Origin of the sequence: Bradyrhizobium sp. AUGA SZCCT0283 (genome assembly GCF_018130385.1) — a bacterium.
In the GTDB taxonomy this organism is placed as follows: Bacteria; Pseudomonadota; Alphaproteobacteria; order Rhizobiales; family Xanthobacteraceae; genus Bradyrhizobium.
This window is the reverse complement of record NZ_JAFCLU010000001.1, coordinates 699161-720953: the sequence shown is the minus strand read 5'-3', so window position 1 is coordinate 720953 and position 21793 is coordinate 699161. Positions and strand designations below refer to the sequence as shown.

At 63.4% G+C, this 21793-nt stretch carries 22 protein-coding genes; 11 read left to right on the top strand and 11 right to left on the bottom strand.

The features are described from left to right. Positions 1–82 precede the first annotated feature (82 nt). The 7 genes from sucD to JQ624_RS03450 all read right to left on the bottom strand — a co-directional run bounded on the left by sucD (position 83) and on the right by JQ624_RS03450 (position 6868). Positions 83–967, bottom strand: coding sequence for a succinate--CoA ligase subunit alpha (gene sucD, locus JQ624_RS03480; RefSeq protein WP_212417408.1), 885 nt, complete (start codon positions 965–967; stop codon positions 83–85). Positions 968–1006: 39 nt separating this feature from the next. Further along, positions 1007–1483, bottom strand: a complete 477-nt coding sequence (locus JQ624_RS03475) for a DUF1579 family protein (RefSeq protein WP_212417407.1) — start codon at positions 1481–1483, stop codon at positions 1007–1009. A gap of 2 nt (positions 1484–1485) precedes the next feature. Then, on the bottom strand, positions 1486–2682 hold the full coding sequence (gene sucC / locus JQ624_RS03470; RefSeq protein ID WP_212417406.1) for an ADP-forming succinate--CoA ligase subunit beta: 1197 nt from the start codon (positions 2680–2682) through the stop codon (positions 1486–1488). 133 nt (positions 2683–2815) lie between these two features. Then, positions 2816–3784, bottom strand: coding sequence for a malate dehydrogenase (mdh, locus tag JQ624_RS03465; protein WP_212417405.1), 969 nt, complete (start codon positions 3782–3784; stop codon positions 2816–2818). Positions 3785–4033: 249 nt separating this feature from the next. Then, positions 4034–5215, bottom strand: coding sequence for a cell division protein ZapE (gene zapE / locus JQ624_RS03460; protein WP_212417404.1), 1182 nt, complete (start codon positions 5213–5215; stop codon positions 4034–4036). A gap of 233 nt (positions 5216–5448) precedes the next feature. Next, entirely contained in the window at positions 5449–5985 is a 537-nt protein-coding gene (gene thpR / locus JQ624_RS03455) for an RNA 2',3'-cyclic phosphodiesterase (RefSeq protein ID WP_212417403.1), read from the bottom strand. 178 nt (positions 5986–6163) lie between these two features. Then, positions 6164–6868, bottom strand: a complete 705-nt coding sequence (locus JQ624_RS03450; protein WP_212417466.1) for an arylesterase — start codon at positions 6866–6868, stop codon at positions 6164–6166. Between JQ624_RS03450 and JQ624_RS03445 the strand changes: the two genes are divergently transcribed. The 4 genes from JQ624_RS03445 to JQ624_RS03430 all read left to right on the top strand — a co-directional run bounded on the left by JQ624_RS03445 (position 6867) and on the right by JQ624_RS03430 (position 11850). Then, positions 6867–7580 (top strand): ABC transporter ATP-binding protein, encoded by a 714-nt coding sequence (locus JQ624_RS03445; RefSeq protein WP_212417402.1) that lies wholly within the window; start codon positions 6867–6869, stop codon positions 7578–7580. The two genes, JQ624_RS03450 and JQ624_RS03445, sit on opposite strands and share 2 nt — an antisense overlap. Further along, positions 7577–10147, top strand: coding sequence for an ABC transporter permease (locus JQ624_RS03440; protein WP_212417401.1), 2571 nt, complete (start codon positions 7577–7579; stop codon positions 10145–10147). Before JQ624_RS03445 ends, JQ624_RS03440 begins: the two co-directional genes overlap by 4 nt. 241 nt (positions 10148–10388) lie before the next feature. Beyond that, entirely contained in the window at positions 10389–11180 is a 792-nt protein-coding gene (locus JQ624_RS03435; protein WP_212417400.1) for a Bax inhibitor-1/YccA family protein, read from the top strand. A gap of 139 nt (positions 11181–11319) precedes the next feature. Continuing rightward, positions 11320–11850, top strand: a complete 531-nt coding sequence (locus JQ624_RS03430; RefSeq protein ID WP_212417399.1) for a GNAT family N-acetyltransferase — start codon at positions 11320–11322, stop codon at positions 11848–11850. Positions 11851–11978: 128 nt separating this feature from the next. Here JQ624_RS03430 and JQ624_RS03425 read toward each other — a convergent pair whose 3' ends face one another. From JQ624_RS03425 to acnA, 3 genes are all read right to left on the bottom strand, one after another. Further along, positions 11979–12350, bottom strand: a complete 372-nt coding sequence (locus JQ624_RS03425) for a DUF2794 domain-containing protein (RefSeq protein WP_212417398.1) — start codon at positions 12348–12350, stop codon at positions 11979–11981. Positions 12351–12826: 476 nt separating this feature from the next. Continuing rightward, positions 12827–13588 carry a thioredoxin family protein gene (locus JQ624_RS03420; protein ID WP_212417397.1) on the bottom strand — a complete coding sequence of 254 codons (762 nt, stop codon included), beginning with the start codon at positions 13586–13588 and terminating at the stop codon, positions 12827–12829. 158 nt (positions 13589–13746) lie between these two features. Then, on the bottom strand, positions 13747–16467 hold the full coding sequence (gene acnA / locus JQ624_RS03415) for an aconitate hydratase AcnA (protein ID WP_212417396.1): 2721 nt from the start codon (positions 16465–16467) through the stop codon (positions 13747–13749). Positions 16468–16692: 225 nt separating this feature from the next. Between acnA and ccmA the strand changes: the two genes are divergently transcribed. The 7 genes from ccmA (at position 16693) to JQ624_RS03380 (ending at position 21120) form a co-directional block, all read left to right on the top strand. Then, positions 16693–17295 (top strand): heme ABC exporter ATP-binding protein CcmA, encoded by a 603-nt coding sequence (gene ccmA / locus JQ624_RS03410; RefSeq protein ID WP_212417395.1) that lies wholly within the window; start codon positions 16693–16695, stop codon positions 17293–17295. Then, positions 17292–17960 carry a heme exporter protein CcmB gene (ccmB, locus tag JQ624_RS03405; RefSeq protein ID WP_212417394.1) on the top strand — a complete coding sequence of 223 codons (669 nt, stop codon included), beginning with the start codon at positions 17292–17294 and terminating at the stop codon, positions 17958–17960. Before ccmA ends, ccmB begins: the two co-directional genes overlap by 4 nt. A gap of 108 nt (positions 17961–18068) precedes the next feature. After that, positions 18069–18800, top strand: coding sequence for a heme ABC transporter permease (locus JQ624_RS03400; protein ID WP_212417393.1), 732 nt, complete (start codon positions 18069–18071; stop codon positions 18798–18800). A 4-nt stretch (positions 18801–18804) separates the two neighbouring features. Then, positions 18805–18981, top strand: coding sequence for a heme exporter protein CcmD (gene ccmD / locus JQ624_RS03395; RefSeq protein ID WP_212417392.1), 177 nt, complete (start codon positions 18805–18807; stop codon positions 18979–18981). Continuing rightward, on the top strand, positions 18981–19577 hold the full coding sequence (locus JQ624_RS03390; RefSeq protein ID WP_212417391.1) for a DsbE family thiol:disulfide interchange protein: 597 nt from the start codon (positions 18981–18983) through the stop codon (positions 19575–19577). The genes ccmD and JQ624_RS03390 overlap by 1 nt, the downstream gene beginning before the upstream one ends. A gap of 28 nt (positions 19578–19605) precedes the next feature. Then, a complete protein-coding gene (locus tag JQ624_RS03385) occupies positions 19606–20607 on the top strand; it encodes an MBL fold metallo-hydrolase (RefSeq protein WP_212417390.1) in 1002 nt (333 codons plus the stop codon). Between the two features lie 153 nt (positions 20608–20760). Beyond that, positions 20761–21120, top strand: coding sequence for a helix-hairpin-helix domain-containing protein (locus JQ624_RS03380; RefSeq protein WP_212417389.1), 360 nt, complete (start codon positions 20761–20763; stop codon positions 21118–21120). 54 nt (positions 21121–21174) lie between these two features. Here JQ624_RS03380 and JQ624_RS03375 read toward each other — a convergent pair whose 3' ends face one another. Beyond that, positions 21175–21777 (bottom strand): septation protein A, encoded by a 603-nt coding sequence (locus JQ624_RS03375; protein WP_212417388.1) that lies wholly within the window; start codon positions 21775–21777, stop codon positions 21175–21177. Positions 21778–21793 lie beyond the last annotated feature (16 nt).

The following is a 21793-nucleotide window of genomic DNA, read 5'->3' as shown; positions in this document are numbered from 1 at the left end:
TCCGGAAGCCCGAACCAGCTCGGTAAAGCACCTTTACCCTATTTAAGACGGATATTCGCGCCTAAAAGAACCAAGGACTGAATTAAGACTTCAACTTTTCGGCAAGGGTATGTCCGAGCCGCGCGGGCGACGGAGAGACCGTAATTCCGGCCGCTTCCATGGCCGCCGTCTTGGATCCGGCGTCGCCCTTGCCGCCGGAGATGATCGCGCCGGCATGGCCCATGCGGCGGCCGGGAGGGGCGGTAACGCCGGCGATGAAGCCAACCATCGGCTTCTTGCGGCCCCGCTTGGCCTCATCCTTGATGAACTGGGCTGCGTCTTCCTCGGCCGAGCCGCCGATTTCACCGATCATGATGATCGAGGTGGTCTTCGGGTCGGCCAGGAACATTTCCAGCACGTCGATGAACTCGGTGCCCTTGACGGGGTCGCCGCCGATGCCGACCGCCGTGGTCTGGCCGAGGCCCTCCTGGCTGGTCTGGAACACGGCTTCATAGGTCAGCGTGCCGGAGCGGGAGACGATACCGACACTGCCGGGCTTGAAGATGTTGGCCGGCATGATGCCGATCTTGCACTCGCCCGCCGTCATCACGCCCGGGCAGTTCGGCCCGATCAGGCGCGATTTCGATCCCGACAGCGAGCGCTTCACGCGCACCATGTCGAGCACCGGAATGCCCTCGGTGATACAGACGATCAGCGGGATTTCCGCATCGATCGCCTCGCAGATCGCATCCGCCGCGCCCGGCGGCGGGACATAGATCACGGAGGCGTCAGCACCGGTCTTCTCACGCGCTTCGGCGACGGTGTCGAAGACGGGCAGGTTGAGATGCGTCGAGCCGCCTTTGCCCGGCGAGGTGCCGCCGACCATCTTGGTGCCGTAAGCGATCGCGGCTTCCGAATGGAACGTGCCGTTCTTGCCCGTAAAACCCTGGCAGATGACTTTGGTATTCTTGTCGATCAGAACGGACATGATTGAGGACGCTTTCCTAGGTGACCGGGAACGATGGGTTTAGTGAATCCGCCGGTAGACGCCGGTGAGCACATCGGCCCATCCTTCGGCATCGGGCGAGAACTGGATTTTCAAGGTGTAGTTGTCGTTGTCGACGACTTCATAGACATGGCGCGCGTTGCCGCGCAGCGAGCCGCGCACGAGGATCAGCGACTTGCCGCTCCAGCCGCCGGAGGCCGGCGCCGGCGAATAGTAGCCGAGCGAATCGTGCCAGAACAATTTGTAGTGCCGGTCGTCGCGGTCGTAGGTGAACACGCCGTGGGTGGCGAAGGTTTCCTTGCCGTCGCGCATCTGGCGGGTGTCCTGGATCAAATAGAAGCCGTTGAGATCCATCCGCGCCGCCACATGCGAGGTCGCAGGACCGCCCGCGGTCCAGCGCGACGGATAGACCATTTCCTCACCTGCCCATTCGCCGGCAAACACCTCAAGCTTGCGGTGTTCTTCCAGCGGCATCGGTGCGGCGAGATGGTCAGCCATCGCTAGCCTCCCTTGACGGCTTTCACGATTTTCTGCGCGGCATCGTCGAGGTGATCGGCGGTTAGCACATTGAAGCCGGAATCCTCGATGATCTTCTTGCCGGCTTCGACATTGGTCCCTTCCAGCCGCACCACCAGCGGCACTTTCAGGCCGACGTCCTTGACCGCGGCGACCACGCCTTCGGCGATGATGTCACACCTCATGATGCCGCCGAAGATATTCACCAGGATGCCCTTCACGTTGGGATCGGCGGTGATGATCTTGAACGCCGCCGTGACCTTGGTCTTGTCGGCGCCGCCGCCGACATCGAGGAAGTTGGCCGGCGCCATGCCATAGAGCTTGATGATGTCCATGGTCGCCATGGCGAGACCGGCGCCGTTGACCATGCAGCCGATCGTGCCGTCGAGGGCGATGTAATTGAGATCGAATCTTGACGCCTCGATTTCCTTGCCATCCTCCTCGGTTTCATCGCGCAGCGCGACGACGTCGGGATGGCGGTAGAGGGCGTTGTCATCAAACGACACCTTGGCGTCGAGGACGCGCAGCTCGCCCTGCTTGGTGATGACCAGCGGATTGATTTCCAGCATCGCCATGTCCTTGGCGACAAAGGCGGAGTAGAGCTGCGCCACCAGTTTTTCCGCCTGCTTGGCGAGACCGCCAGTCAGATTCAGGGCTTTCGCGACCGTGCGGCCGTGATGACCCATGGCGCCGGTTGCCGGATCGACGGAAAAGGAGACGATCTTCTCCGGCGTCTTGTGCGCGACCTCCTCGATATTGACGCCACCCTCGGTCGAAACCACAAACGATACTTTGGAGGTTTCGCGGTCAACCAGAATGGAGAGATAGAACTCCTTGTCGATGTCGGAGCCTTCCTCGATGTAAAGACGGTTCACCTGCTTGCCGGCGGGTCCGGTCTGCTCGGTAACGAGGGTCGCGCCGAACATCTGCTTGACGAATGCATTCAACTCGGCGGCTGATTTGGCGATGCGAACGCCGCCCTTGTCGCCGGCGCTAGCCTCCTTGAACTTGCCCTTGCCACGGCCGCCGGCATGAATCTGGCTCTTCACCACCCATATCGGACCGCCGAGCTCTTCGGCGGCAGTGTCCGCGTCGGATAGTTTGATGATCGCGACCCCGCGCGACACCGGCACGCCGAACTCGCGCAGCAGAGCCTTGGCCTGGTATTCATGGATATTCATCTGGACGCTCCCCAAAACCCTTAGCGGCGAGTTCTACAGTTCACCGGCATTGGTAGTTGGCATACCATATACCAATAGAACTGCAACCCTGAAAACGCTTTCGCCCCCGCGCAGGAGCGAAAGCCGAGCAAAATCAACGTCCGAGCAGATCGGGCGCGATCTTCTTGCAGGCGTCGACCAAGCCCTGAACGGCGCCGACCGACTTGTCGAAGGCTTCGCGGTCCTTGCCGGCCAGTTCGATCTCGACGATGCGCTCGACGCCCTTCGAGCCGATGACGACGGGAACGCCGACATACATGTCCTTCACGCTGTATTCGCCGTTGAGATAGGCGGCACAGGGCAGCACGCGCTTCTTGTCCTTCAGGTAGCTCTCCGCCATCGCGATCGCGGAAGCCGCCGGGGCGTAGAACGCGGAACCGGTCTTCAAGAGGTTGACGATCTCGGCGCCGCCATTGCGGGTGCGGTCGACGATCTCGTCGATGCGCGCCTGCGAGGTCCAGCCCATCTTGACCAGGTCAGGCAGCGGAATGCCGGCGACGGTGGAATAGCGGGTCAGCGGCACCATGGTATCGCCGTGGCCGCCGAGCACGAAGGCGGTGACGTCTTCGACCGAGACGTTGAATTCGTCGGCCAGGAAATAGCGGAAGCGCGCGGAATCGAGCACGCCGGCCATGCCGACGACCTTCTTGTGCGGCATGCCGGAGGCCTTCTGCAACGCCCACACCATCGCATCCAGCGGGTTGGTGATGCAGATGACGAAGGCGTCGGGGGCATACTTCTTGATGCCGGCGCCGACCTGCTCCATGACCTTGAGATTGATGCTGAGCAGATCGTCGCGGCTCATGCCGGGCTTGCGCGGCACGCCGGCGGTTACGATGCAGACCTTGGCGCCATCGAGCGCGTCGTAGGAATTGGCGCCGGTGAGATGGGCGTCGAAACCGTCGACCGGCGACGACTGCGCGATGTCGAGCGCCTTGCCCTGCGGCACACCCTCGGCGATGTCGAACATCACGACGTCGCCGAGCTCCTTCAGGCCGATGAGGTGAGCCAGCGTTCCGCCGATCTGACCGGAGCCAATCAAAGCAATCTTGTCGCGCGCCATGGGAAATTTGTCCTTCTGAGACGAAGATGAGGGTGTGGATAGGAAAGTTGGATGGGTGGTTATCCCTTTCGAATGACCGGTTCAAGCCGGGGCGTGCCCAATTCTAAGGCCCCGCCTCGATTTCGGTCAGGTATGCCAGGAAACCTCGCCCACCGTCATTGCGAGGAGCGTTGCGACGAAGCAATCCGGACTGCCTCCGAGGAGGGATTTCTGGATTGCTTCGCTTCGCTCGCAATGACGACGGAGAGATTAGGTTTCCACCAGCCCCGTACTCGACCCGCTCGCCGCGGAATCCTTCCGGCCATGCGGCAGGGCCAGGTAGGATTCCGAGCTCATTTCGATCAGCCGCGACGAGGTCCGCTTGAACTCGTTGGCCTCATTGCCCTCGGTCGCCAGATACAGCGACACCGGATCGGCCTCGGCCGAGGCCATCAGCTTCACAGCGTTGTCGTAAAGCGTATCGATCAGCGAGATGAAACGCTTGGCGGCGTTGCGCTCGGGGTAATCCATGACCGGAATGCGGTCGATCAGGATGGTGTGGTAGTCGTGCGCAAGCCGCAGATAGTCGCTTGCCGCGAGCGGCTTCTCGCAGATGTCGGCAAAGGAAAACCGCGCCACGCCGTGCGCCGAGCACGGCACATGCAGCTTGCGGCCCTTGATCGTGATGTCGCGCGGCCGGCACGGCGCGTTGCCGGTCATCCTGCCCCAGGCGCGGTTGAGGACGAATTCGGCTTCCGGATCGTTCGTCAGCCACATCTTCACGCCGGCGAGTTTTTCCAGCCGGAAATCCGTGCGCGCGTCGAGCAGCAGCACGTCCATGTGATCTGCGATCTGCTTGATGAAGGGCAGGAACAGCGCGCGGTTGAGGCCGCCCTTGTAGAGGTCTTCGGGCGCAACGTTGGAGGTCGCCACCACGACGGTGCCGAGTTCGAACAGTTTTGAGAACAGCCGACCCAGGATCATGGCGTCGGCGATGTCGGTGACGTGAAATTCGTCGAAACACAACAGCCACGCCTCGTCGAAGATCGCATTCGCCGTCAACGCGATGACGTCGCCGTCGGCGACCTCTCCGCGCGCGATGTTCTGGCGATAGCTGTAGATCCGCTCATGCACCTCGGCCATGAATTCGTGAAAATGCGCGCGGCGCTTGTGCTGGACCGGTGAATGCTGAAAGAACAGGTCCATCAGCATGGTCTTGCCGCGGCCGACGTCGCCGTGAACGTAGAGCCCGAGCGGCGGCGGCTCGTCCTTGTCGGCGAACAGCCGGCCGAGCAGGCTCTGCTTGCGCAACGGCTTGTAGCTCGACAGCCGCTCCTCGAGCGCGGCAAACGCCTCGGCGGCGTCGGCCTGCGCGGGATCGGCCTCGATTGCGCCGGAGGAAACCAGCGCCTGATATTGTGCGCGGAACGAGGTGGGGTCGGTCGACAGCATGGCCCCCTTTCGGCCTCAAGCGAACAAAAATTGCAAGCCGTGAATTGGTGCTAGGGGTATGCAAGCGCTACGCGTCATACCCGCGAAAGCGGGTCCGGTACGCCCCGGCTCCCCGGTTCTGTCTCAGGCGTCACTGGTATACGGGATCATCCGCTGGAGCCTGCCATCGGGCGGCGCAACGCGCCGACCCGTTGGCGGATGACGACGGCGGTGGACATGACGCGCACCAAGCCTCACGCACTCAGCGCGTAGGAATCCTCGACTACATAGGGGCCGCCGCCGGTGGAGGCGCGGGAGGAGAACAGCACAAAGCGCGACGCCATAAACGTCCGGCTCGGAAAGTAGCCGCGCACCGAAAGATAATCGGCAACGTCCTGGCTCGACGCATCATGCAGCCGCGCCAGCGTCACGTGCGGCGTGAATTTGCGGCCCTCGGGATCGAGCCCGAGCCGCTGCATCAGCCGCTCAAGCTCGGCCTGCAGCTCGATCAGCGGCCGGCTCGGCTCGACGGACGCGACCACCGCGCGCGGTTTCTTGCCGCCAAAGCTCTGCAAGCCCTGCACCTTGACCTCGAACGGCTTGCGGTTGACCCGAAACAGCATCGAGGCGATTTCATTCGCCGACATGCCGTCGATATCGCCGATGAAGCGCAGGGTGACGTGATAATTTTCGGGATCGATCCAGCGTGCGCCAGGAAGGCCGCCACGCAAATTGGAAAGGCTCTGGCCGATCTCGGCCGGAATTTCCAGTCCAGCAAACAAACGCGGCATCGCAAAATCCTCGATGCGAAGGCGTCAGCTTGGAGGCTCACGCCTGACAGCAAACCCGGTGACGAATCACCGATCACTAATTTCTACCCGACTTATATGACCCTGCGAAGCACGCGGCGCGAGCAGACCGGAAAGCTACGGGGAAAACCGTCGGTAACGTTATTCGTTTGCATCCTTTTCAACTCCGCTGCCCGGAGATCGTGCCGAGAAATGCCTCCACCATAGGCAGAATATTCTTCACGATGACATCAACGCCCTCCGCGGTCGGATGCAGCCCGTCGGCCTGGTTGAGCTTTGCTTCGGCCGCCACCCCCTCCAGGAAGAACGGATAGAGCGGGACCCCGAAGGATTTGGAAAGCTCCGGATAGATCGCGTTGAAGCGGGCGGCATATTCGCTGCCGTAATTGGGCGGGGCAAGCATTCCGCACACCAGCACGGCGATCTTGCGCGCCTTCAGCCGCGTCAGGATATCGGTCAGCGCGGCGCGGGTGACGGCCGGGTCGATCCCACGCAAGGCATCGTTGGCGCCAAGTTCGAGGATGACCGCCTCGGTTCCTTCCGGGATCGACCAGTCCAGCCGGTCGCGGCCGCCGGAAGAGGTGTCACCGGACACCCCGGCATTGATCATGTCGACCTTTATCCCTTTGTCGTCCAAGGCCTTTTGAAGACGAGCCGGGAACGCCGCCGAGGCCTGCAGGCCAAGGCCGGCGCTCAGGGAATCGCCAAGGACGACCATCTTGACCGGCTTGTCCGGCACCACGGCCGGGGCTTGGGCAAATACCGGTCCCGCCGTCATCAAAGCCATAATCAACACGCGTATGTGCGCAAACATCCGTTTCAAGCCCTCGACCCGAGCGGCGGAAGTGCCATATGACCGAGCCATGGACAGTCTCATCGAACCCTCTTCGCTGGCCGGCCTCGGGCCGGACACCATTTCCATTTCCAACGTCAACCTCTCGCTCGGCTCAGGCGCTGCACGCGTTCATATCCTGAAAGATATCAGCCTTCGTGTGGCACCGGGGGAGGCGATCGGCCTGATCGGACCTTCCGGCTCCGGCAAATCGACCTTGCTGATGGTGATGGCGGGGCTGGAGCGTCCCGACAGCGGAGAGGTGGTGGTCAACGGCACGCCGTTCAATGCCCTCGACGAGGACGCGCTGGCGCGCTTCCGCGGCCGCCAGGTCGGCATCGTGTTCCAGTCGTTTCATCTGATCCCGACCATGACGGCGCTGGAAAACGTCGCGGTGCCGCTGGAGCTCGCCGGCAATCCCGACGCGGCAGCGCGCGCGGCGCAGGAGCTGGCGTCCGTCGGGCTCGGCGATCGCCTGCATCATTATCCGACGCAATTGTCGGGCGGCGAGCAGCAGCGCGTGGCGCTGGCCCGGGCGCTCGCGCCCGATCCCGCGATCCTGGTCGCGGACGAGCCGACCGGCAATCTCGACGAAACCACCGGCAAGCAGATCGTCGATCTCCTGTTCACCAAACATGCCGAGCGCGGCATGACCTTGGTGCTGGTGACGCACGATACCTCGCTTGCGCAACGCTGCGACCGCGTGGTGCGGCTGCGTTCCGGCCGGATCGACGGACATTCATGACGATCGTTTCCGAACCCCCTTACCGCAGCCGTGCGTCGTCCCTTGCCCTGCGCTACGCGTTGCGCGAGCTGCGCAGCGGCCTGCGCGGCTTTTATGTTTTCATCGCCTGCATCGCGCTCGGCGTGATGGCGATTGCCGGCGTCGGCTCGGTCGCAGCGAGCCTCAGCGAAGGGTTGACGCGCGAGGGCCGCACGTTGCTGGGCGGCGACGTTGCGTTCTCCCTGATCCAGCGCGAAGCCAAGCCGGAGGAAATCGCCTTCCTGCGCGCGCGCGGCCAGGTTTCGGTCGCGGCCGCGCTGCGCGTCATGGCCCGCAGCAACGACGGCAAGCTGGCGCTGGTCGAGCTCAAGGCCGTGGACGGCAACTACCCGATGCTCGGGGAATTGACACTTGAGCCCAAAATGCCGATGGCGGATCTGCTGGCCGAGCGCGACGGCGCGTTCGGCGCAGCCGTCGATTCCATTTTGCTGGCGCGGCTCGATCTCAAGCTCGGCGACCGCATCACAATCGGCAACGCCAGCTACCAGATCCGCAGCGTCGTCGGCGCCGAGCCGGACAAGCTCGCCGGCAATGTCGGACTGGGCCCGCGCGTTCTGGTCAGCGAGCAGAGCCTGCGCGCCACCGCATTGTTGCAGCCCGGCAGCCTGGTGCGCTGGCTCTACCGCGTGAAACTGCCGGACAATGCGGCCGACGATCGCGCAGCGACCCAGTTGATCGACAGCGCGCGGAGCGCCCTGCCGGAGGCCGGCTGGTGGATCCGCAGCAGCAGCAATGCCTCGCCGCAGCTCGAACGCACCATCAACCGCTTCACCCAGTTCCTGACGCTGGTCGGCCTCGCCGCACTCCTGGTCGGCGGCGTCGGCGTCGCCAACGCGGTCAAGAGCCACATCGACCGCCGCCGCGACGTCATCGCCTCGTTCAAGGCGCTCGGCGCCACCGGCCGCGACGTCTTCACGATCTACCTGACGCAGGTGATCCTGCTCGCCGCGGTCGGCTCAGTGATCGGGCTGGCGGCCGGCGCGGCCTTGCCGTTCGTCATCGTCGGCGTGTTCGGCAAGCTGCTGCCGCTGCCGGTGATTCCTGCCCTGCATTTCGATGAGCTGGCGCTGTCGTTCGTCTATGGCCTGCTCACCGCGCTCGCCTTTGGACTGTGGCCGCTCGGGCGGGTACACGACGTGCCGGTCGCGGCGTTGTTTCGCGAGGAGGTCGCTCCCGAATGGCATCGCCCGCGCTGGAGCTACCTCGCGCTGATGGCGGTGGTGATCGCGCTGCTGGTCGCGGTCGCCATCGGCCTTGCCTATGACAAGCGGGTCGCGGCCGTGTTCGTCGTCTCCTCGGTGGCGGTGTTCGCGCTGCTGCGCGGCGTCGCGGCCGGGCTGATGGCGCTGGCACGCCGGCTGCCACGATCCCGAATCACGATGCTGCGGCTGGCGATCGCCAACATCTACCGGCCGGGCGCGCTGACGCCCTCGGTCGTGATGTCGCTCGGCCTCGGGCTCGCGGTGCTGGTCACGATCACCCAGATCGACGGCAATCTGCGCCGGCAATTCCTGGCGGCATTGCCGGAGAAAGCACCCTCGTTCTACTTCATCGACATTCCGACCGCCGATGCCGACCGCTTCGGCGCCTTCCTCAAGAAAGTGGCACCGGAATCAACCATAGAGGACGTGCCGATGCTGCGCGGGCGCATCGTCGGTGCCCGCGGCGTCAAGGCCGACGAGCTCAAGTCGTCGCAGGATTCCGAATGGGTGCTGCAGAGTGACCGCGGCCTGACCTACACCAACGAAGTCCCGAAGGGCTCGAAGGTGGTCGAGGGCGAATGGTGGAGCGCGGACTATAAGGGGCCGCCGCTGGTCTCGATGGAAAAGAAGATCGCCGACGGCCTTAAGCTCAGAATTGGCGATGAGATCGTGGTCAACGTGCTCGGCCGCGACATTCCGGCCAAAATCAGCAATTTGCGCAACATCGACTGGCAGGGGCTCGGTATCAATTTCGTGCTGGTGTTCTCGCCCAACGCGTTCAGGGGCGCGCCGCACAGCCATGTCGCGACCTTGTCCGAGGTCCATCCGGATCCGGCCGGCGACGCCCGGATCATCAAACAGGTGGCGGACGCCTTCCCGATGGTCACCAGCGTACGGGTCCGTGAGGCGCTGGAAACTATCGGCACCGTCGTCACCAACCTCGTGCTCGCCATCCGCGGCGCCAGCGCCGTGACGCTGATCTCGGCGATCCTGGTGCTGGGCGGCGCGCTGGCGGCCGGCCACCGCCACCGGGTTTATGACGCTGTCATCCTGAAGACGTTGGGCGCGACCCGGGCGCGCCTGCTCGGCGCCTACGCACTGGAATACCTGATGATCGGCCTCGCCACGGCGGTTTTCGGCGTGATCGCGGGTTCGATCGCGGCCTGGCTGATCGTGACCCGGCTGATGACGCTCAGTTTCATCTGGCAGGCCGGCAGCGCCGCCGGTGTGGTCGCCGCCGCCCTGGTCGTCACGGTAGGGCTGGGGCTCGCCGGGACGTTGCTGGCCCTGAACCAGAAGCCGGCCAGCGTGTTACGGAATTTGTGACAATTTGTGCGGCGGAAAGGCGGGATTAACGCTGCTTTTGCTTGGGAATGACAGCAGAAGCGACATTCAGCCGCGCATGGAAGCTTGCGTCGAATGTGTTAGTTTCCCACATACCAGCCAAGATCAGAGGCCGGCTTGATGACGCGGAATTAATGTCAGCAAATCAGAGCATCTGAGATAGAAATCTAACCGGCGCCGCAAACCCCTTGCGCTCCGCCGGGCAACCAACGGGAATTCGACCATGTCGGACCTAGACCGTAACTACGTATCTCCTTTCGGCCGGGCCGCCGGGCGCGTTGATGCCGCGGCCGTCGATGCCGGTCTGCGCGCCTACATGCTGCGCATCTACAACTACATGAGCATCGGCCTGGCCATCACCGGCCTCGCGGCGCTCGGCGTCTACATGGCCGCGGTGACCACCGATCAGGCCGGTGCCGTCGCCAAGTTCGGTAACGCCTACCTGACGCAGTTCGGCTATGCGATGTATGTCAGCCCCCTGAAGTGGCTGTTCATCCTCGCGCCGCTGGCCATGGTGTTTGCGATCTCGGCCGGCATCAACCGGCTGCGTCCTGCGACCGCCCAGATGCTGTTCTGGGTGTTCTCGGCGCTGATGGGCATTTCACTGTCGTCGATCTTCCTGGTGTATACGCACACCTCGATCGTGCGGGTGTTCTTCATCACCGCGGCGTCGTTCGGTGCACTGAGTCTCTACGGTTACACCACCAAGCGTGACATGACCGGCATGGGCTCGTTCCTGATCATGGGCCTGTTCGGCGTCATCATCGCGAGCCTGGTCAACCTGTTCCTGGCAAGCTCGATGCTGCAGTTCATCGTCTCGGTGGTCGGCGTGCTGGTGTTCGCGGGCCTCACCGCCTGGGATACCCAGCGGCTGAAGAACGACTACATCTACGGCTACGCTTCTGAAGGCGGCGAGATTGCGGAAAAAGCGGCGATTACCGGTGCATTGTCGCTCTATTTGAACTTCATCAACCTGTTCACGCTGCTGTTGCAGCTGCTCGGCCAGCGCGACTAGTCGCTACCGACCAGGTACGAGCTGAAGCCCCGGCCTCGCGGCCGGGGCTTTTGTTTTGGCCGCCGGCGTCATGGCGGAGCTCATCCCGGACATGGCAGAAAGCGTTGATCCTTGCTGGTCTGCTGATATCTTTCTCTCCATGTCCGTTCCCGAAATTCGCTCCGCCACCGAGGCCGACCTCCCAGCCATCACCGCAATCTACGAGCACGCGGTGCGCTACGGCACCGCGACGTTCGAGCTGATTCCGCCCGATCTCTCCGAGATGACGCGGCGGTTCAGGGGGCTGATGGATGGCGGCTTTCCCTATTTCGTTGCCGCGGTCGAAGGCCGCGTGATCGGCTATGCCTATGCAGGGCCCTATCGCCCGCGGCCGGCCTACCGCTTCACCGTGGAGAATTCAGTCTACCTGCAACCCTCGACCCACCGCCGCGGCATTGGCCTGCAACTGATGCAGCGGCTGATCGCCGAATGCGAGGCGCGGGGCTACCGGCAGATGATCGCCGTGATCGGCGATTCCGCCAATGCCGGCTCGGTCGGCGTTCACACCAAATGCGGCTTCCAGATGATCGGGACGCATCGCAATGTCGGCCTCAAGTTCGGCCGCTGGCTCGACACCGTGATGATGCAGCGCGCGCTCGGTGAAGGCGGGTCGACGGTGCCGACGTCGTAGCTTCGCAGGGTGGGCAAAGCGAAGCGTGCCCATCGTTCACGACCAGCGTATGGATGGTAGATGGGTGGGCACGGCGCATTGCGCCTTTGCCCACTCTACGGATCTTCGTCCGGGCTACAGGATCCCGCCTACACCAGCGCCAGCTTGCGGTCGATCACCAGCAGCACGCGTTCAAGTTCGTGGCCGCGGCGCAGGATCAGACCGGTCGCCGAGATCACGCTGTACATGCCCTGCTTGCGCGCGAGGCGCGGATCTTTCTCGATGCGATAGATCGGAACTTCGGAGGCGCGGCGGAATACCGAAAACACCGCGCGGTCTTTCAGAAAGTCGATGGCATAGTCGCGCCACTCGCCATCGGCGACCATGCGCCCATACAGATTGAGGATACGGTTGAGTTCGAGACGATTGAACGTGACCCGATTTGGCGGCGGGACTGCAGCGGCGGCGCGCGCCACTGCGCGGTTAGCGCTTGGATCGGTGTCCTCCGATATCGAGCTCATGGAGCGCCTCCTGTCATCTCAGGCATGCCCTCGTTCCGAAAACCGGTCCCCACTTTTCGGGAACATGCCGAGGTTTACATGATCGCGCTAACCGCAGGACGCCGCAAGGGGGGCAAATACAAAGGGAACCCGGCCGATGACCCAGTATTACCGGAAATATCGATTCACGGGATCGTTAGCGGAATCTTATTGCTGCCCCACTTCCGCCAACCGCCCGCCCCGCTAGGTTGCGACAAGAGAGTACTGCGTTGGCCCGGTCCTTTCGGTTCCGGATTCCTCAGCCCCCAGCCCCCCGGGGCCGTCGGGATCGGGCCTGTTCGCAGAGGGAGTTAATCCCGATACTGGGCCAACGAAAGTTGGTCCTTTTTCGTTTGCGGGTCAGGCCTGGAGATCGGGCTTGGATACGGCGGCATTTCGGCGCGTTTGAACCGCGCCTGCTGCAGCAACATCCATTCAAGAAAATTCCGATAAGAGAACTATCGCAGCGCGGTGTAGGCGGCGCCGAGCATCGCGCCAGGCTTTTCGCGACTGCCATCCTGGACATAGACGACCGCAGCATCGACGCCGTCGCGGGAAATATTTTCCAGCGGAATGGTCCAGCTTCCCGCACCGCCGTTCCAGTCGCCGACCTTCACGAGATTGCGCACCACGTTGTAGTACGTGAGTTGTTGGCCGCGATTCTCGCCGCGCCCGATCGAAATCGGCACCGCTCGCGAGACCGAGCAAAGCCAGACTTCGCCGCGCCCCGTCGTCGCCACCTTGCTCGCCTCGACCGAGACGTTGATCAGTTTGCCCGACAACGTCATCGTCACCGGCACCGACATCACGCCCTCGGCCTTGCTCGTGTTCTTGATGGCGCCTTCGATGGCGGCGCGATCGCTGCCGATCACCTGCGCCGAGCCGTTGACGATCATCTGCGGCGTATAGAGGTTGCGGTCGCCGCGCACATGCGAATAGGCTTTCTGACGCGCGCTGAAACGCGAGTCCGCCAGCGTGTCCTTCCAGCCAAGATAGTCCCAGTAGTCGATCGGCATGCTCAGCGCGATGACGTTCGGATCCTTGGCGAGTTCGCCGACGATCCTGTCGGCCGGCGGACACGACGAACAGCCCTGCGAGGTAAACAGTTCGACCACGGCGCGCGGATCGGCATGAGCCGGGCGGATGACGGCGATGATTGCGCAGACGCCAAGCGCACCGGACCATCGCGATATGCAGTTGTAGGCCATCATCGCTGTCATAGGTCGAACCGGTCGTCGCGTTTTCTGTCCGTATTTGTACGGGGCATGACTTGATATCCTGAATGCGTGCCCCAGACGCGCGAAAGCGGCCTTGTCATAGGCCGCCTTCTTCTTGCTCGCTACTCACTTCGCAGTGAGGCACTGATCACAAATCCGCGTTAGGCCGCGAGTTTGCGCAGTACATAATGCAGAATGCCGCCGTTTCGGTAGTACTCGAGCTCGTCGAGGGTATCGATGCGGCAAAGCAGCGGCACGCGCTGCAGCGCGCCATCGCCGGAGACGATCTCCGCCGTCAGGGTCTGACGCGGCTTCAGGTCGCCCTGCAGGCCCCGGATCGTCACCTTCTCGTCGCCCTTCAGGCCCAGCGACGTCCATGACGTGCCATCCTCGAAGGTGAGCGGCAGCACGCCCATGCCGACCAGGTTGGAGCGATGGATGCGCTCGAAGCTCTGGCAGATCACGGCGCGAACGCCGAGCAGGCGGGTACCCTTGGCGGCCCAGTCGCGCGACGAGCCGTTGCCGTATTCGGCTCCGGCGAACACCACCAGCGGCACGCTCTCGGCCTGGTACTTCATCGCCGCGTCGTAGATCGACATCTGCTCGCCGTCGGGCCAGTGCTTGGTGAGGCCGCCTTCCGGAATATTGCCGTCAGCGCCCTTCAGCATGAAGTTCTTGATGCGGATGTTGGCGAAGGTGCCGCGCATCATGATTTCGTGGTTGCCGCGCCGCGTGCCGTACTGGTTGAAGTCGGCGGGGCGCACCTGATGCTCGCTCAGGAATTTTCCGGCCGGCGAAGTCAGCTTGATCGAACCGGCCGGCGAGATGTGGTCGGTCGTGATCTTGTCGCCGAACATCGCCAGAATCCGCGCATCGACCACGTCAGCGATCGGGTCGGGCTGCTTCTTCATGCCTTCGAAATAGGGCGGGTTCTGCACATAGGTCGAGCTCATGTTCCAGCGGTAGGTCTCGCTCTCGACCGTCTTGATCTTGCGCCAGTTGGTGTCGCCCTTGAACACATCGGCATAGCGCTTCTTGAAGATCGTCGCGGTGACGAACTTCTTCATGTAGGCGTTGATTTCCTTCGTGGTCGGCCAGATGTCCTTCAGGAACACCGGCTTGCCGTCCTTGCCGGTGCCGATCGGCTCGACCGCGAGATCCTTGGTTACCGTGCCTGCCAGCGCATAGGCCACCACCAGCGGCGGTGATGCCAGGTAGTTCGCCTGCACGTCCGGCGAGACGCGTCCCTCGAAATTGCGGTTGCCCGACAGCACGGCCGCGGCGACGATGCCGTTGTCGTTGATCGACTTCGAAATCTCCTCCGGCAGCGGGCCCGAGTTGCCGATGCAGGTGGTGCAGCCGAAGCCAACCAGGTTGAAGCCGACCTTGTCGAGATCGGTCTGCAGTCCGGAATTGGAAAGATATTCCGCGACCACCTGGCTTCCGGGCGCGAGCGAAGTCTTCACCCACGGCTTGGCCTTCAGGCCCTTGGCGGCGGCGTTGCGCGCCAGCAGGCCCGCGCCGATCAGGACGCTCGGGTTGGAGGTGTTGGTGCAGGAGGTAATCGCGGCGATCACGACGTCGCCATGGCCGAGATCGAAGTTGCGGCCCTCGACCGAATAGCGGTTCTCGCCGCCTTCCGGCTTCTTGTACTCGCCGGCGAGCGCGGTGGCGAAGCCGGTGGAAACGGCGGGCAGCGCGACGCGGCCTTCGGGACGCTTCGGGCCGGCCATCGACGGCACGACATCCTTGAGATCGAGCGTCAGCGTTTCCGTGAACACGGGGTCGGCCGATTTCGCGGTGCGGAACAGACCCTGCGCCTTGGCGTAGGCGGAAACGAGAGCGACGCGATCCGCCTTGCGGCCCGAGGTCTTGAGATAATCAATGGTCGCGGCATCGACCGGGAAGAAGCCGCAGGTCGCGCCGTATTCCGGCGCCATGTTGCCGATGGTCGCCTTGTCAGCGACCGAGAGGAAGTCGAGGCCGGGGCCGAAGAACTCGACGAACTTGCCGACCACGCCCTGCTTGCGCAGCATCTGCGTGACCGTCAGCACGAGGTCGGTCGCGGTGACGCCTTCCTTGAGCTGGCCCTTGAGCTTGAAGCCGACCACTTCGGGCAGCAGCATCGACAGCGGCTGGCCGAGCATGCAGGCTTCCGCCTCGATGCCGCCGACGCCCCAGCCGAGCACGGCGAGGCCGTTGACCATTGTCGTGTGCGAGTCGGTGCCGACGAGCGAATCCGGATAGGCGACTTCGAAGGTGCCGGTCTTCTTGCCGACCGTCATCTTCTCCTTCTTGGTCCAAACCGTCTGCGCGAGATATTCGAGATTGACCTGGTGGCAGATGCCGGTGCCGGGCGGCACCACGGAGAAGTTCGAAAACGCCTTCTGGCCCCACTTCAGGAATTCGTAGCGTTCCTGGTTCTGCTTGTATTCCTCGACCACGTTCTTGCCGAACGCCTTGTTGTCCCCGAAGAAGTTGACGATCACCGAGTGGTCGATGACGAGATCGACCGGCACCAGCGGGTTGATCTTCTCGGCATCGCCGCCGAGCGCCTGCATCGCGTTACGCATCGCGGCGAGATCAACCACCGCCGGCACGCCGGTGAAATCCTGCATAAGGACGCGCGCCGGACGGAACGCCACTTCATGCTCGAGTTTACGCTTCCTCAACCATTTCGACACCGCGACGATGTCTTCTTTCTTGACCGTGCGGTCGTCCTCATTGCGCAGCAGGTTTTCCAGGAGCACCTTCATCGAATAGGGCAGCTTGGAAATTCCCTTCAGACCGTTCTTCTCGGCGGCGGGCAGGCTGTAATAAACGTAGGTCTTGCTGCCGACCTTGAGGGTCTTGCGGCATTTGAAGCTGTCGAGCGAGGTCATGTCAGGAAATCCCAAATTCTAGTTATACCCGGCAAGGGTATTTAAACACCGTCAGCGTGAGGCTGGCCTCTTGGCTTGCAGCCGTCGATTGTGTGCTGCATCAAGTTCCGGGCTTATAGAATCTTTCTAGAAGCGCCGCCACACCGACAAGCGTGCTGCAGCAATGCGGTACCCACAAATTCTGACGCGGTACCCATCAATTTCAGAGGGCTGTGAAGAGGCAAAATGCGGCTCTCGGGGCGCCACATCGACTGTATCCGGGGCGGCCGAGACGTGTTCTCCGGCCTCGACTTCGAAGCCTCTTCCGGCGAGGTGCTGGCCGTGCTCGGCCCGAACGGCTCCGGCAAGACCTCGCTGTTGCGCCTGATCGCGGGCCTGCTGGTGCCGGCGGGTGGATCGGTCGGCCTGGAGGGCGGCGAGGCCGAGCTGACCTTGCCGGAACAATCCCACTATCTCGGCCATCGCGATGCGCTGAAGCCGGCGCTGAGCGTGCACGAGAACCTCGCGTTCTGGCGCGATTTTCTGGGCGGCGCGGCCGGCGACCTCAGCCAATGCCTCTCCGCCGTGGGGCTCGGCCATGCCACGCATCTGCCGGCGGCGTATCTCTCGGCCGGCCAGCGGCGGCGGCTGTCGATCGCCCGCCTGCTGGTGGTGCGCCGGCCGGTCTGGCTGCTGGACGAACCGACCTCGGCGCTCGATACCGCCGGACAGGACCTGTTCACCGGCGTCATGCGCGACCACCTCGCAAGCGGCGGCATCATCATCGCTGCGACCCACACTCCGCTCGGGATCGGGGCCAGGGAACTGCGGATGGGGGGTGGGAAATGAGCGCCCTGGCCGCACTGATTCTCCGCGACATCAAGATCGCCCTTCGCGTCGGCGGCGGGGCGCTGATCGGCGTGCTGTTTTTCCTCACCGTCACGGTGTTGATGCCGTTCGCGATCGGGCCGGATCTCGCGCTGCTGACCCGGCTCGGACCCGCGATCCTCTGGCTCGGCGCGCTGCTGGCGAGCCTGCTCACCCTCGACCGTCTGTTCACGGCCGACCATGAGGACGGCTCGCTCGACCTGATCGTGATGGGCCGGGCGCCGCTGGAACTGGCGTGCGCCGCAAAAGCGCTGGCTCACTGGCTTGCCGCGGGCGTGCCGCTGATCGTGGCGACCCCTGCGCTGGGGCTGCTGCTCAATCTCGACGCCACCGCAACCGCGGCGGTGGCGCTGACGCTGCTGGTGGGAACACCGGCGCTGACCTTTACGGGCATGATCGGCGCTGCGCTCGCCGTGACACTGCACCGCGGCGGCCTCTTGCTGGCGGTGCTGGTGCTGCCGCTCTCGATCCCGGTACTGATTTTCGGTGTCGCAGCGTCGCAGGCCGCCATAACAGGGCCGCTGTCGTTTGGAACACCGTTTTCGATCCTGTGCGCGCTCTCGCTGGTCAGCCTCGTCGTCGGACCGTTCGCGGCCGCGGCAAGCCTGCGCCACGGTCTGGACTGACATGGCCAAGACTGACAGTAACTTGACCCCGATCAACTCTCGCGGAAGGCAATATGAAACAAACCGAGCCGCATTGCCTGCCCCGCCGCTGACGACTATCAGGATGCCATGACGCTGATCGATCTCGCCAATCCCACCAAATTCCTGTCGCTGACGGCGCGCGTGCTGCCGTGGCTGGCGGGCGCGGCCGCGATCCTGCTGCTGATCGGCTTCTATCAGGCGGCGACGGCGCCCGATGACTATCAGCAGGGCGCCACCGTCAAGATCATGTTCATCCACGTACCGAATGCGTGGCTTTCGATGTTCGTGTGGGGCGTCATGAGCGTGGCCGCGCTGGGCACGCTGGTCTGGCGGCATCCGCTGGCCGATGTCGCGGCCAAGGCCGCCGCCCCGATCGGCGCGGCATTCACGTTTCTGGCTCTGGTCACGGGTTCGCTGTGGGGACGGCCGATGTGGGGCACCTATTGGGAATGGGATGCGCGGCTGACCTCGGTCCTGATCCTGTTCCTGATGTATCTCGGCCTGATGGCGCTGTGGCGCGCGGTGGACGATCCGTCGCGGGCGGCGCGGGCCGCCGCCGTCCTGACGCTGGTCGGCGCGCTCAACCTGCCGATCATCAAATTCTCGGTCGACTGGTGGAACACGCTGCATCAGCCGGCCTCGGTGATGCGGATCGGCGGCTCGTCGCTCGATCGGGCGTTTCTGATTCCGCTGCTGGTGATGGCGATCGGATTTACGCTGCTGTTCGTCACACTGCATCTGGCGGCGATGCGCAACGAGATCCTGCGCCGGCGCGTGCGCAGCTTGCAGATGATGCAAGCCAGCCAGCAGGCGGCGTGACGCGATGTCGCTCGGACCTTACGCCTCCTACATCGTGACGTCCTACACGCTGGTGGCGGCGATCGTGCTGATTCTCATCGTCTGGATCGCCATCGATTATCGCCACCAGAAGGAGCGCCTGCGCGAGCTCGAGGCCAGCGGCGTGACCCGGCGCTCCGGCCGCCAGGCGACGGACATCTGATGAGTGTGCCCGCAACATCGGAGGCTCCCGCGCGCCGCCGGCGCTGGCTGGTGGCGCTGCCGCTGATCGGCTTCATGGCCATTGCCGGGCTGTTCCTGGTACGCCTGTATGGCGGAGATCCCTCCAAAATTCCTTCCGCGCTGATCGGCCGCCCGGCGCCGCAAACGTCTCTGCCGGCGCTCGAAGGTTTGATCCATAACGGCGCACCCGTACCGGGGCTCGATCCCGCCGCCTTCAAGGGCAAGGTCTCCGTCGTCAACGTCTGGGCATCCTGGTGCGTGCCATGCCACGAGGAGGCGCCGCTGTTGACCGCCCTGGCCAAGGACACGCGGCTGCAGATCGTCGGCATCAACTACAAGGATTCGCCCGATAACGCCCGCCGCTTCCTCGGCCGCTACGGCAACCCGTTCAGCATGGTCGGCGTCGACGGCAACGGCCGCGGCTCGATCGAATGGGGTGTCTACGGCGTGCCCGAAACCTTCGTGGTCGGCCGCGACGGCACCATCGTCTACAAGATGGTCGGGCCGGTGACGCCGGCCAATCTCGACAGCGTGCTGAAGGTCGCGATCGAGAAGGCGTTGAAGGCGGGGCCTTGAACGGGCCTGTTTACGGAAGCCGCGGGAAATGAAATACGTAATTGCATTCGGGCTGGCGATCATGGTCGTTCTGGCCAGCGCCGCAGCCTATGTCTATTACGGGCTGACTCACCGACCTGATCTCTCCTCATTTGTTGCTCTCACGGCAGCGCCCGATATCAACCGCAATGCTCCGTTGCGGGTAACGTTTCTCGGCGTGTCAACATTGCTGTTTGACGACGGCAGCACCGCAATCCTGCTCGACGGGTTTTTCACGCGGCCGAATTCCAGACAGTTGTTTCTTGAAAAGATTTCGCCCGACAAGACGATCATCAAGAACAGCCTGCAGCGCGCCGGAATCGACAAGCTCGCCGCGGTGATCGTCAATCATTCTCACTATGACCACGCGATGGACGCGCCTGAGGTCGCCGCGCAGACCGGCGCCGTGCTGGTCGGCTCCGAATCGACGGCCAATGTTGGACGCGGTTGGGGCTTGCCGGAAGCCAACATCGCGGCCCGCCGTCCCGGGGACATCATGACCTTCGGCCGTTTTACGGTAACGCTGTTGCAAAGCCGGCACGTGCCGTCGCCCTTCACCGGCGGCGAAATCGCAGCGCCGCTGGTCCCGCCGGTGCGCGCCAACGCCTATCTTGAGGGCACCAGCTTCGCCGTCCAGATCGAACATGATGGCCGGCGTCTGCTGGTCAACGCCAGCGCCGGATTCGTTCCGGGCGCCCTTGCCGGACGGCGCGCCGATGTCGTGTTTCTCGGCATCGGCCAGCTTGGCAAGCAATCCCTGTCCTACATGGCGGAATATTGGCGGGAGTTGGTGACGACCAGCGGCGCCCGGCGGGTGATCCCGATCCATTGGGACGACTTCACGGCTCCGATCGATCAGCCGCTGCGGCCGATCCCCGTGCTACTCGACGACATGAACGCATCGATGAAATTCCTGGTCGCGGAGGGCGGCAAGTCGGGGGTCGAGGTGAAGCTTCCGGAGGCGTGGACGGTCTTTGATCCTTTTTACCGGCTGCCGGCATCGGCACGCTGAGACGGAGCGGCACGGACCCATGCGCGGTTCGCAGTGCGAAGAATCCAAATAATTTTCCGCTTTTATCTGGCGTTCATTTCGCAGCCATGGCGCCGCCACGAATTCGCAGCTAGCTTGATGGCGTTACTTGAACCGTCCTTGGAGGGACACCCTATGCGTCATTTCACGCTCGCTTCCGTTCTCGCAACCGCACTTGCCCTGGGCATGCTGACGGCGACCCCGTCGATGGCCCAGACCGCGCAGCCCGCGGCCAAATCCGACAGCAAGATGGCTCCCGCGCCGAAGGCCTCGGAGTCGAAGATGGCGCCCGCGCCGAAGGTCGAACTGCTCGACATCAATTCCGCGACCGCCGATCAGCTCGACGCGCTGCCGGGTGTCGGCAAGGCCTATTCCGCCAAAATCATCGCCGGCCGGCCGTACAAGGGCAAGGACGAGCTGGTGCAGAAGAGCATCGTGCCGCAGGCGACCTACGACAAGATCAAGGACAAGATCATCGCCAAGCAGAAGAGCTGATCTTTACAGCAGAGAGACGCATCGGCGCTCCGCGCCGGTGCGTCTTGCTTTTGATCACCCCTTGCTCACATCACCCGCTTCCGCCTCGCTCGCCTCGAGCGTGGCCGGCTCCAGATGGTAGCGCTTGATCACCGGCATCTGGGAAATCGCAAAGATCATCGTCAGCGGAATTGCACCGAACGCCTTGAAGGCGACCCAGAAGTCGGTCGACTGCGTGCGCCAGATGAATTCGTTCAATATCGCCATGGCGAAAAAGAACAGCGCCCAGCGCATGGTCAGGATGCGCCAGCCCTTCGGCGTCAGGTTGAACATCTGATTGAACAGGATCGCGATGAAGGAGCGGCCGAACAAAAGACCGCCGCCGAGGATCGCGGCGAACAGGCCGTAGATGATGGTCGGCTTGACCTTGATGAAGGTCTCGTCGTGCAGCACCAGCGTCAGCGTGCCGAACACGAGCACGATGATGGCGGTGACGATCGCCATCATGGGCACATGCCGCACCACCACATAGGAGGCGATCATCGCGGCCACGATCGCCACCATGAAGGCGCCGGTCGCGACAAACAGGTTGAATTTGGCGTTGGCGACGAAGAACACGATGAGCGGACCGAGTTCGGTCGCGAGCTTGAACACCGGATGCGGCTGGGTCTTGTCCATCGTTCACTTCATCTTT

Excerpts from the sequence above, each read along its gene's own strand:
- sucD (WP_212417408.1), bottom strand. The coding sequence starts at position 967 with ATGTCCGTTCTGATCGACAAGAATACCAAAGTCATCTGCCAGGGTTTT.
- JQ624_RS03475 (WP_212417407.1), bottom strand. The coding sequence starts at position 1,483 with ATGGCTGACCATCTCGCCGCACCGATGCCGCTGGAAGAACACCGCAAG.
- sucC (WP_212417406.1), bottom strand. The coding sequence starts at position 2,682 with ATGAATATCCATGAATACCAGGCCAAGGCTCTGCTGCGCGAGTTCGGC.
- mdh (WP_212417405.1), bottom strand. The coding sequence starts at position 3,784 with ATGGCGCGCGACAAGATTGCTTTGATTGGCTCCGGTCAGATCGGCGGA.
- zapE (WP_212417404.1), bottom strand. The coding sequence starts at position 5,215 with ATGCTGTCGACCGACCCCACCTCGTTCCGCGCACAATATCAGGCGCTG.
- thpR (WP_212417403.1), bottom strand. The coding sequence starts at position 5,985 with ATGCCGCGTTTGTTTGCTGGACTGGAAATTCCGGCCGAGATCGGCCAG.
- JQ624_RS03445 (WP_212417402.1), top strand. The coding sequence starts at position 6,867 with ATGGACAGTCTCATCGAACCCTCTTCGCTGGCCGGCCTCGGGCCGGAC.
- JQ624_RS03450 (WP_212417466.1), bottom strand. The coding sequence starts at position 6,868 with ATGGCTCGGTCATATGGCACTTCCGCCGCTCGGGTCGAGGGCTTGAAA.
- JQ624_RS03440 (WP_212417401.1), top strand. The coding sequence starts at position 7,577 with ATGACGATCGTTTCCGAACCCCCTTACCGCAGCCGTGCGTCGTCCCTT.
- JQ624_RS03435 (WP_212417400.1), top strand. The coding sequence starts at position 10,389 with ATGTCGGACCTAGACCGTAACTACGTATCTCCTTTCGGCCGGGCCGCC.
- JQ624_RS03430 (WP_212417399.1), top strand. The coding sequence starts at position 11,320 with ATGTCCGTTCCCGAAATTCGCTCCGCCACCGAGGCCGACCTCCCAGCC.
- JQ624_RS03425 (WP_212417398.1), bottom strand. The coding sequence starts at position 12,350 with ATGAGCTCGATATCGGAGGACACCGATCCAAGCGCTAACCGCGCAGTG.
- JQ624_RS03420 (WP_212417397.1), bottom strand. The coding sequence starts at position 13,588 with ATGACAGCGATGATGGCCTACAACTGCATATCGCGATGGTCCGGTGCG.
- acnA (WP_212417396.1), bottom strand. The coding sequence starts at position 16,467 with ATGACCTCGCTCGACAGCTTCAAATGCCGCAAGACCCTCAAGGTCGGC.
- ccmA (WP_212417395.1), top strand. The coding sequence starts at position 16,693 with ATGCGGCTCTCGGGGCGCCACATCGACTGTATCCGGGGCGGCCGAGAC.
- ccmB (WP_212417394.1), top strand. The coding sequence starts at position 17,292 with ATGAGCGCCCTGGCCGCACTGATTCTCCGCGACATCAAGATCGCCCTT.
- JQ624_RS03400 (WP_212417393.1), top strand. The coding sequence starts at position 18,069 with ATGACGCTGATCGATCTCGCCAATCCCACCAAATTCCTGTCGCTGACG.
- ccmD (WP_212417392.1), top strand. The coding sequence starts at position 18,805 with ATGTCGCTCGGACCTTACGCCTCCTACATCGTGACGTCCTACACGCTG.
- JQ624_RS03390 (WP_212417391.1), top strand. The coding sequence starts at position 18,981 with ATGAGTGTGCCCGCAACATCGGAGGCTCCCGCGCGCCGCCGGCGCTGG.
- JQ624_RS03385 (WP_212417390.1), top strand. The coding sequence starts at position 19,606 with ATGAAATACGTAATTGCATTCGGGCTGGCGATCATGGTCGTTCTGGCC.
- JQ624_RS03380 (WP_212417389.1), top strand. The coding sequence starts at position 20,761 with ATGCGTCATTTCACGCTCGCTTCCGTTCTCGCAACCGCACTTGCCCTG.
- JQ624_RS03375 (WP_212417388.1), bottom strand. The coding sequence starts at position 21,777 with ATGGACAAGACCCAGCCGCATCCGGTGTTCAAGCTCGCGACCGAACTC.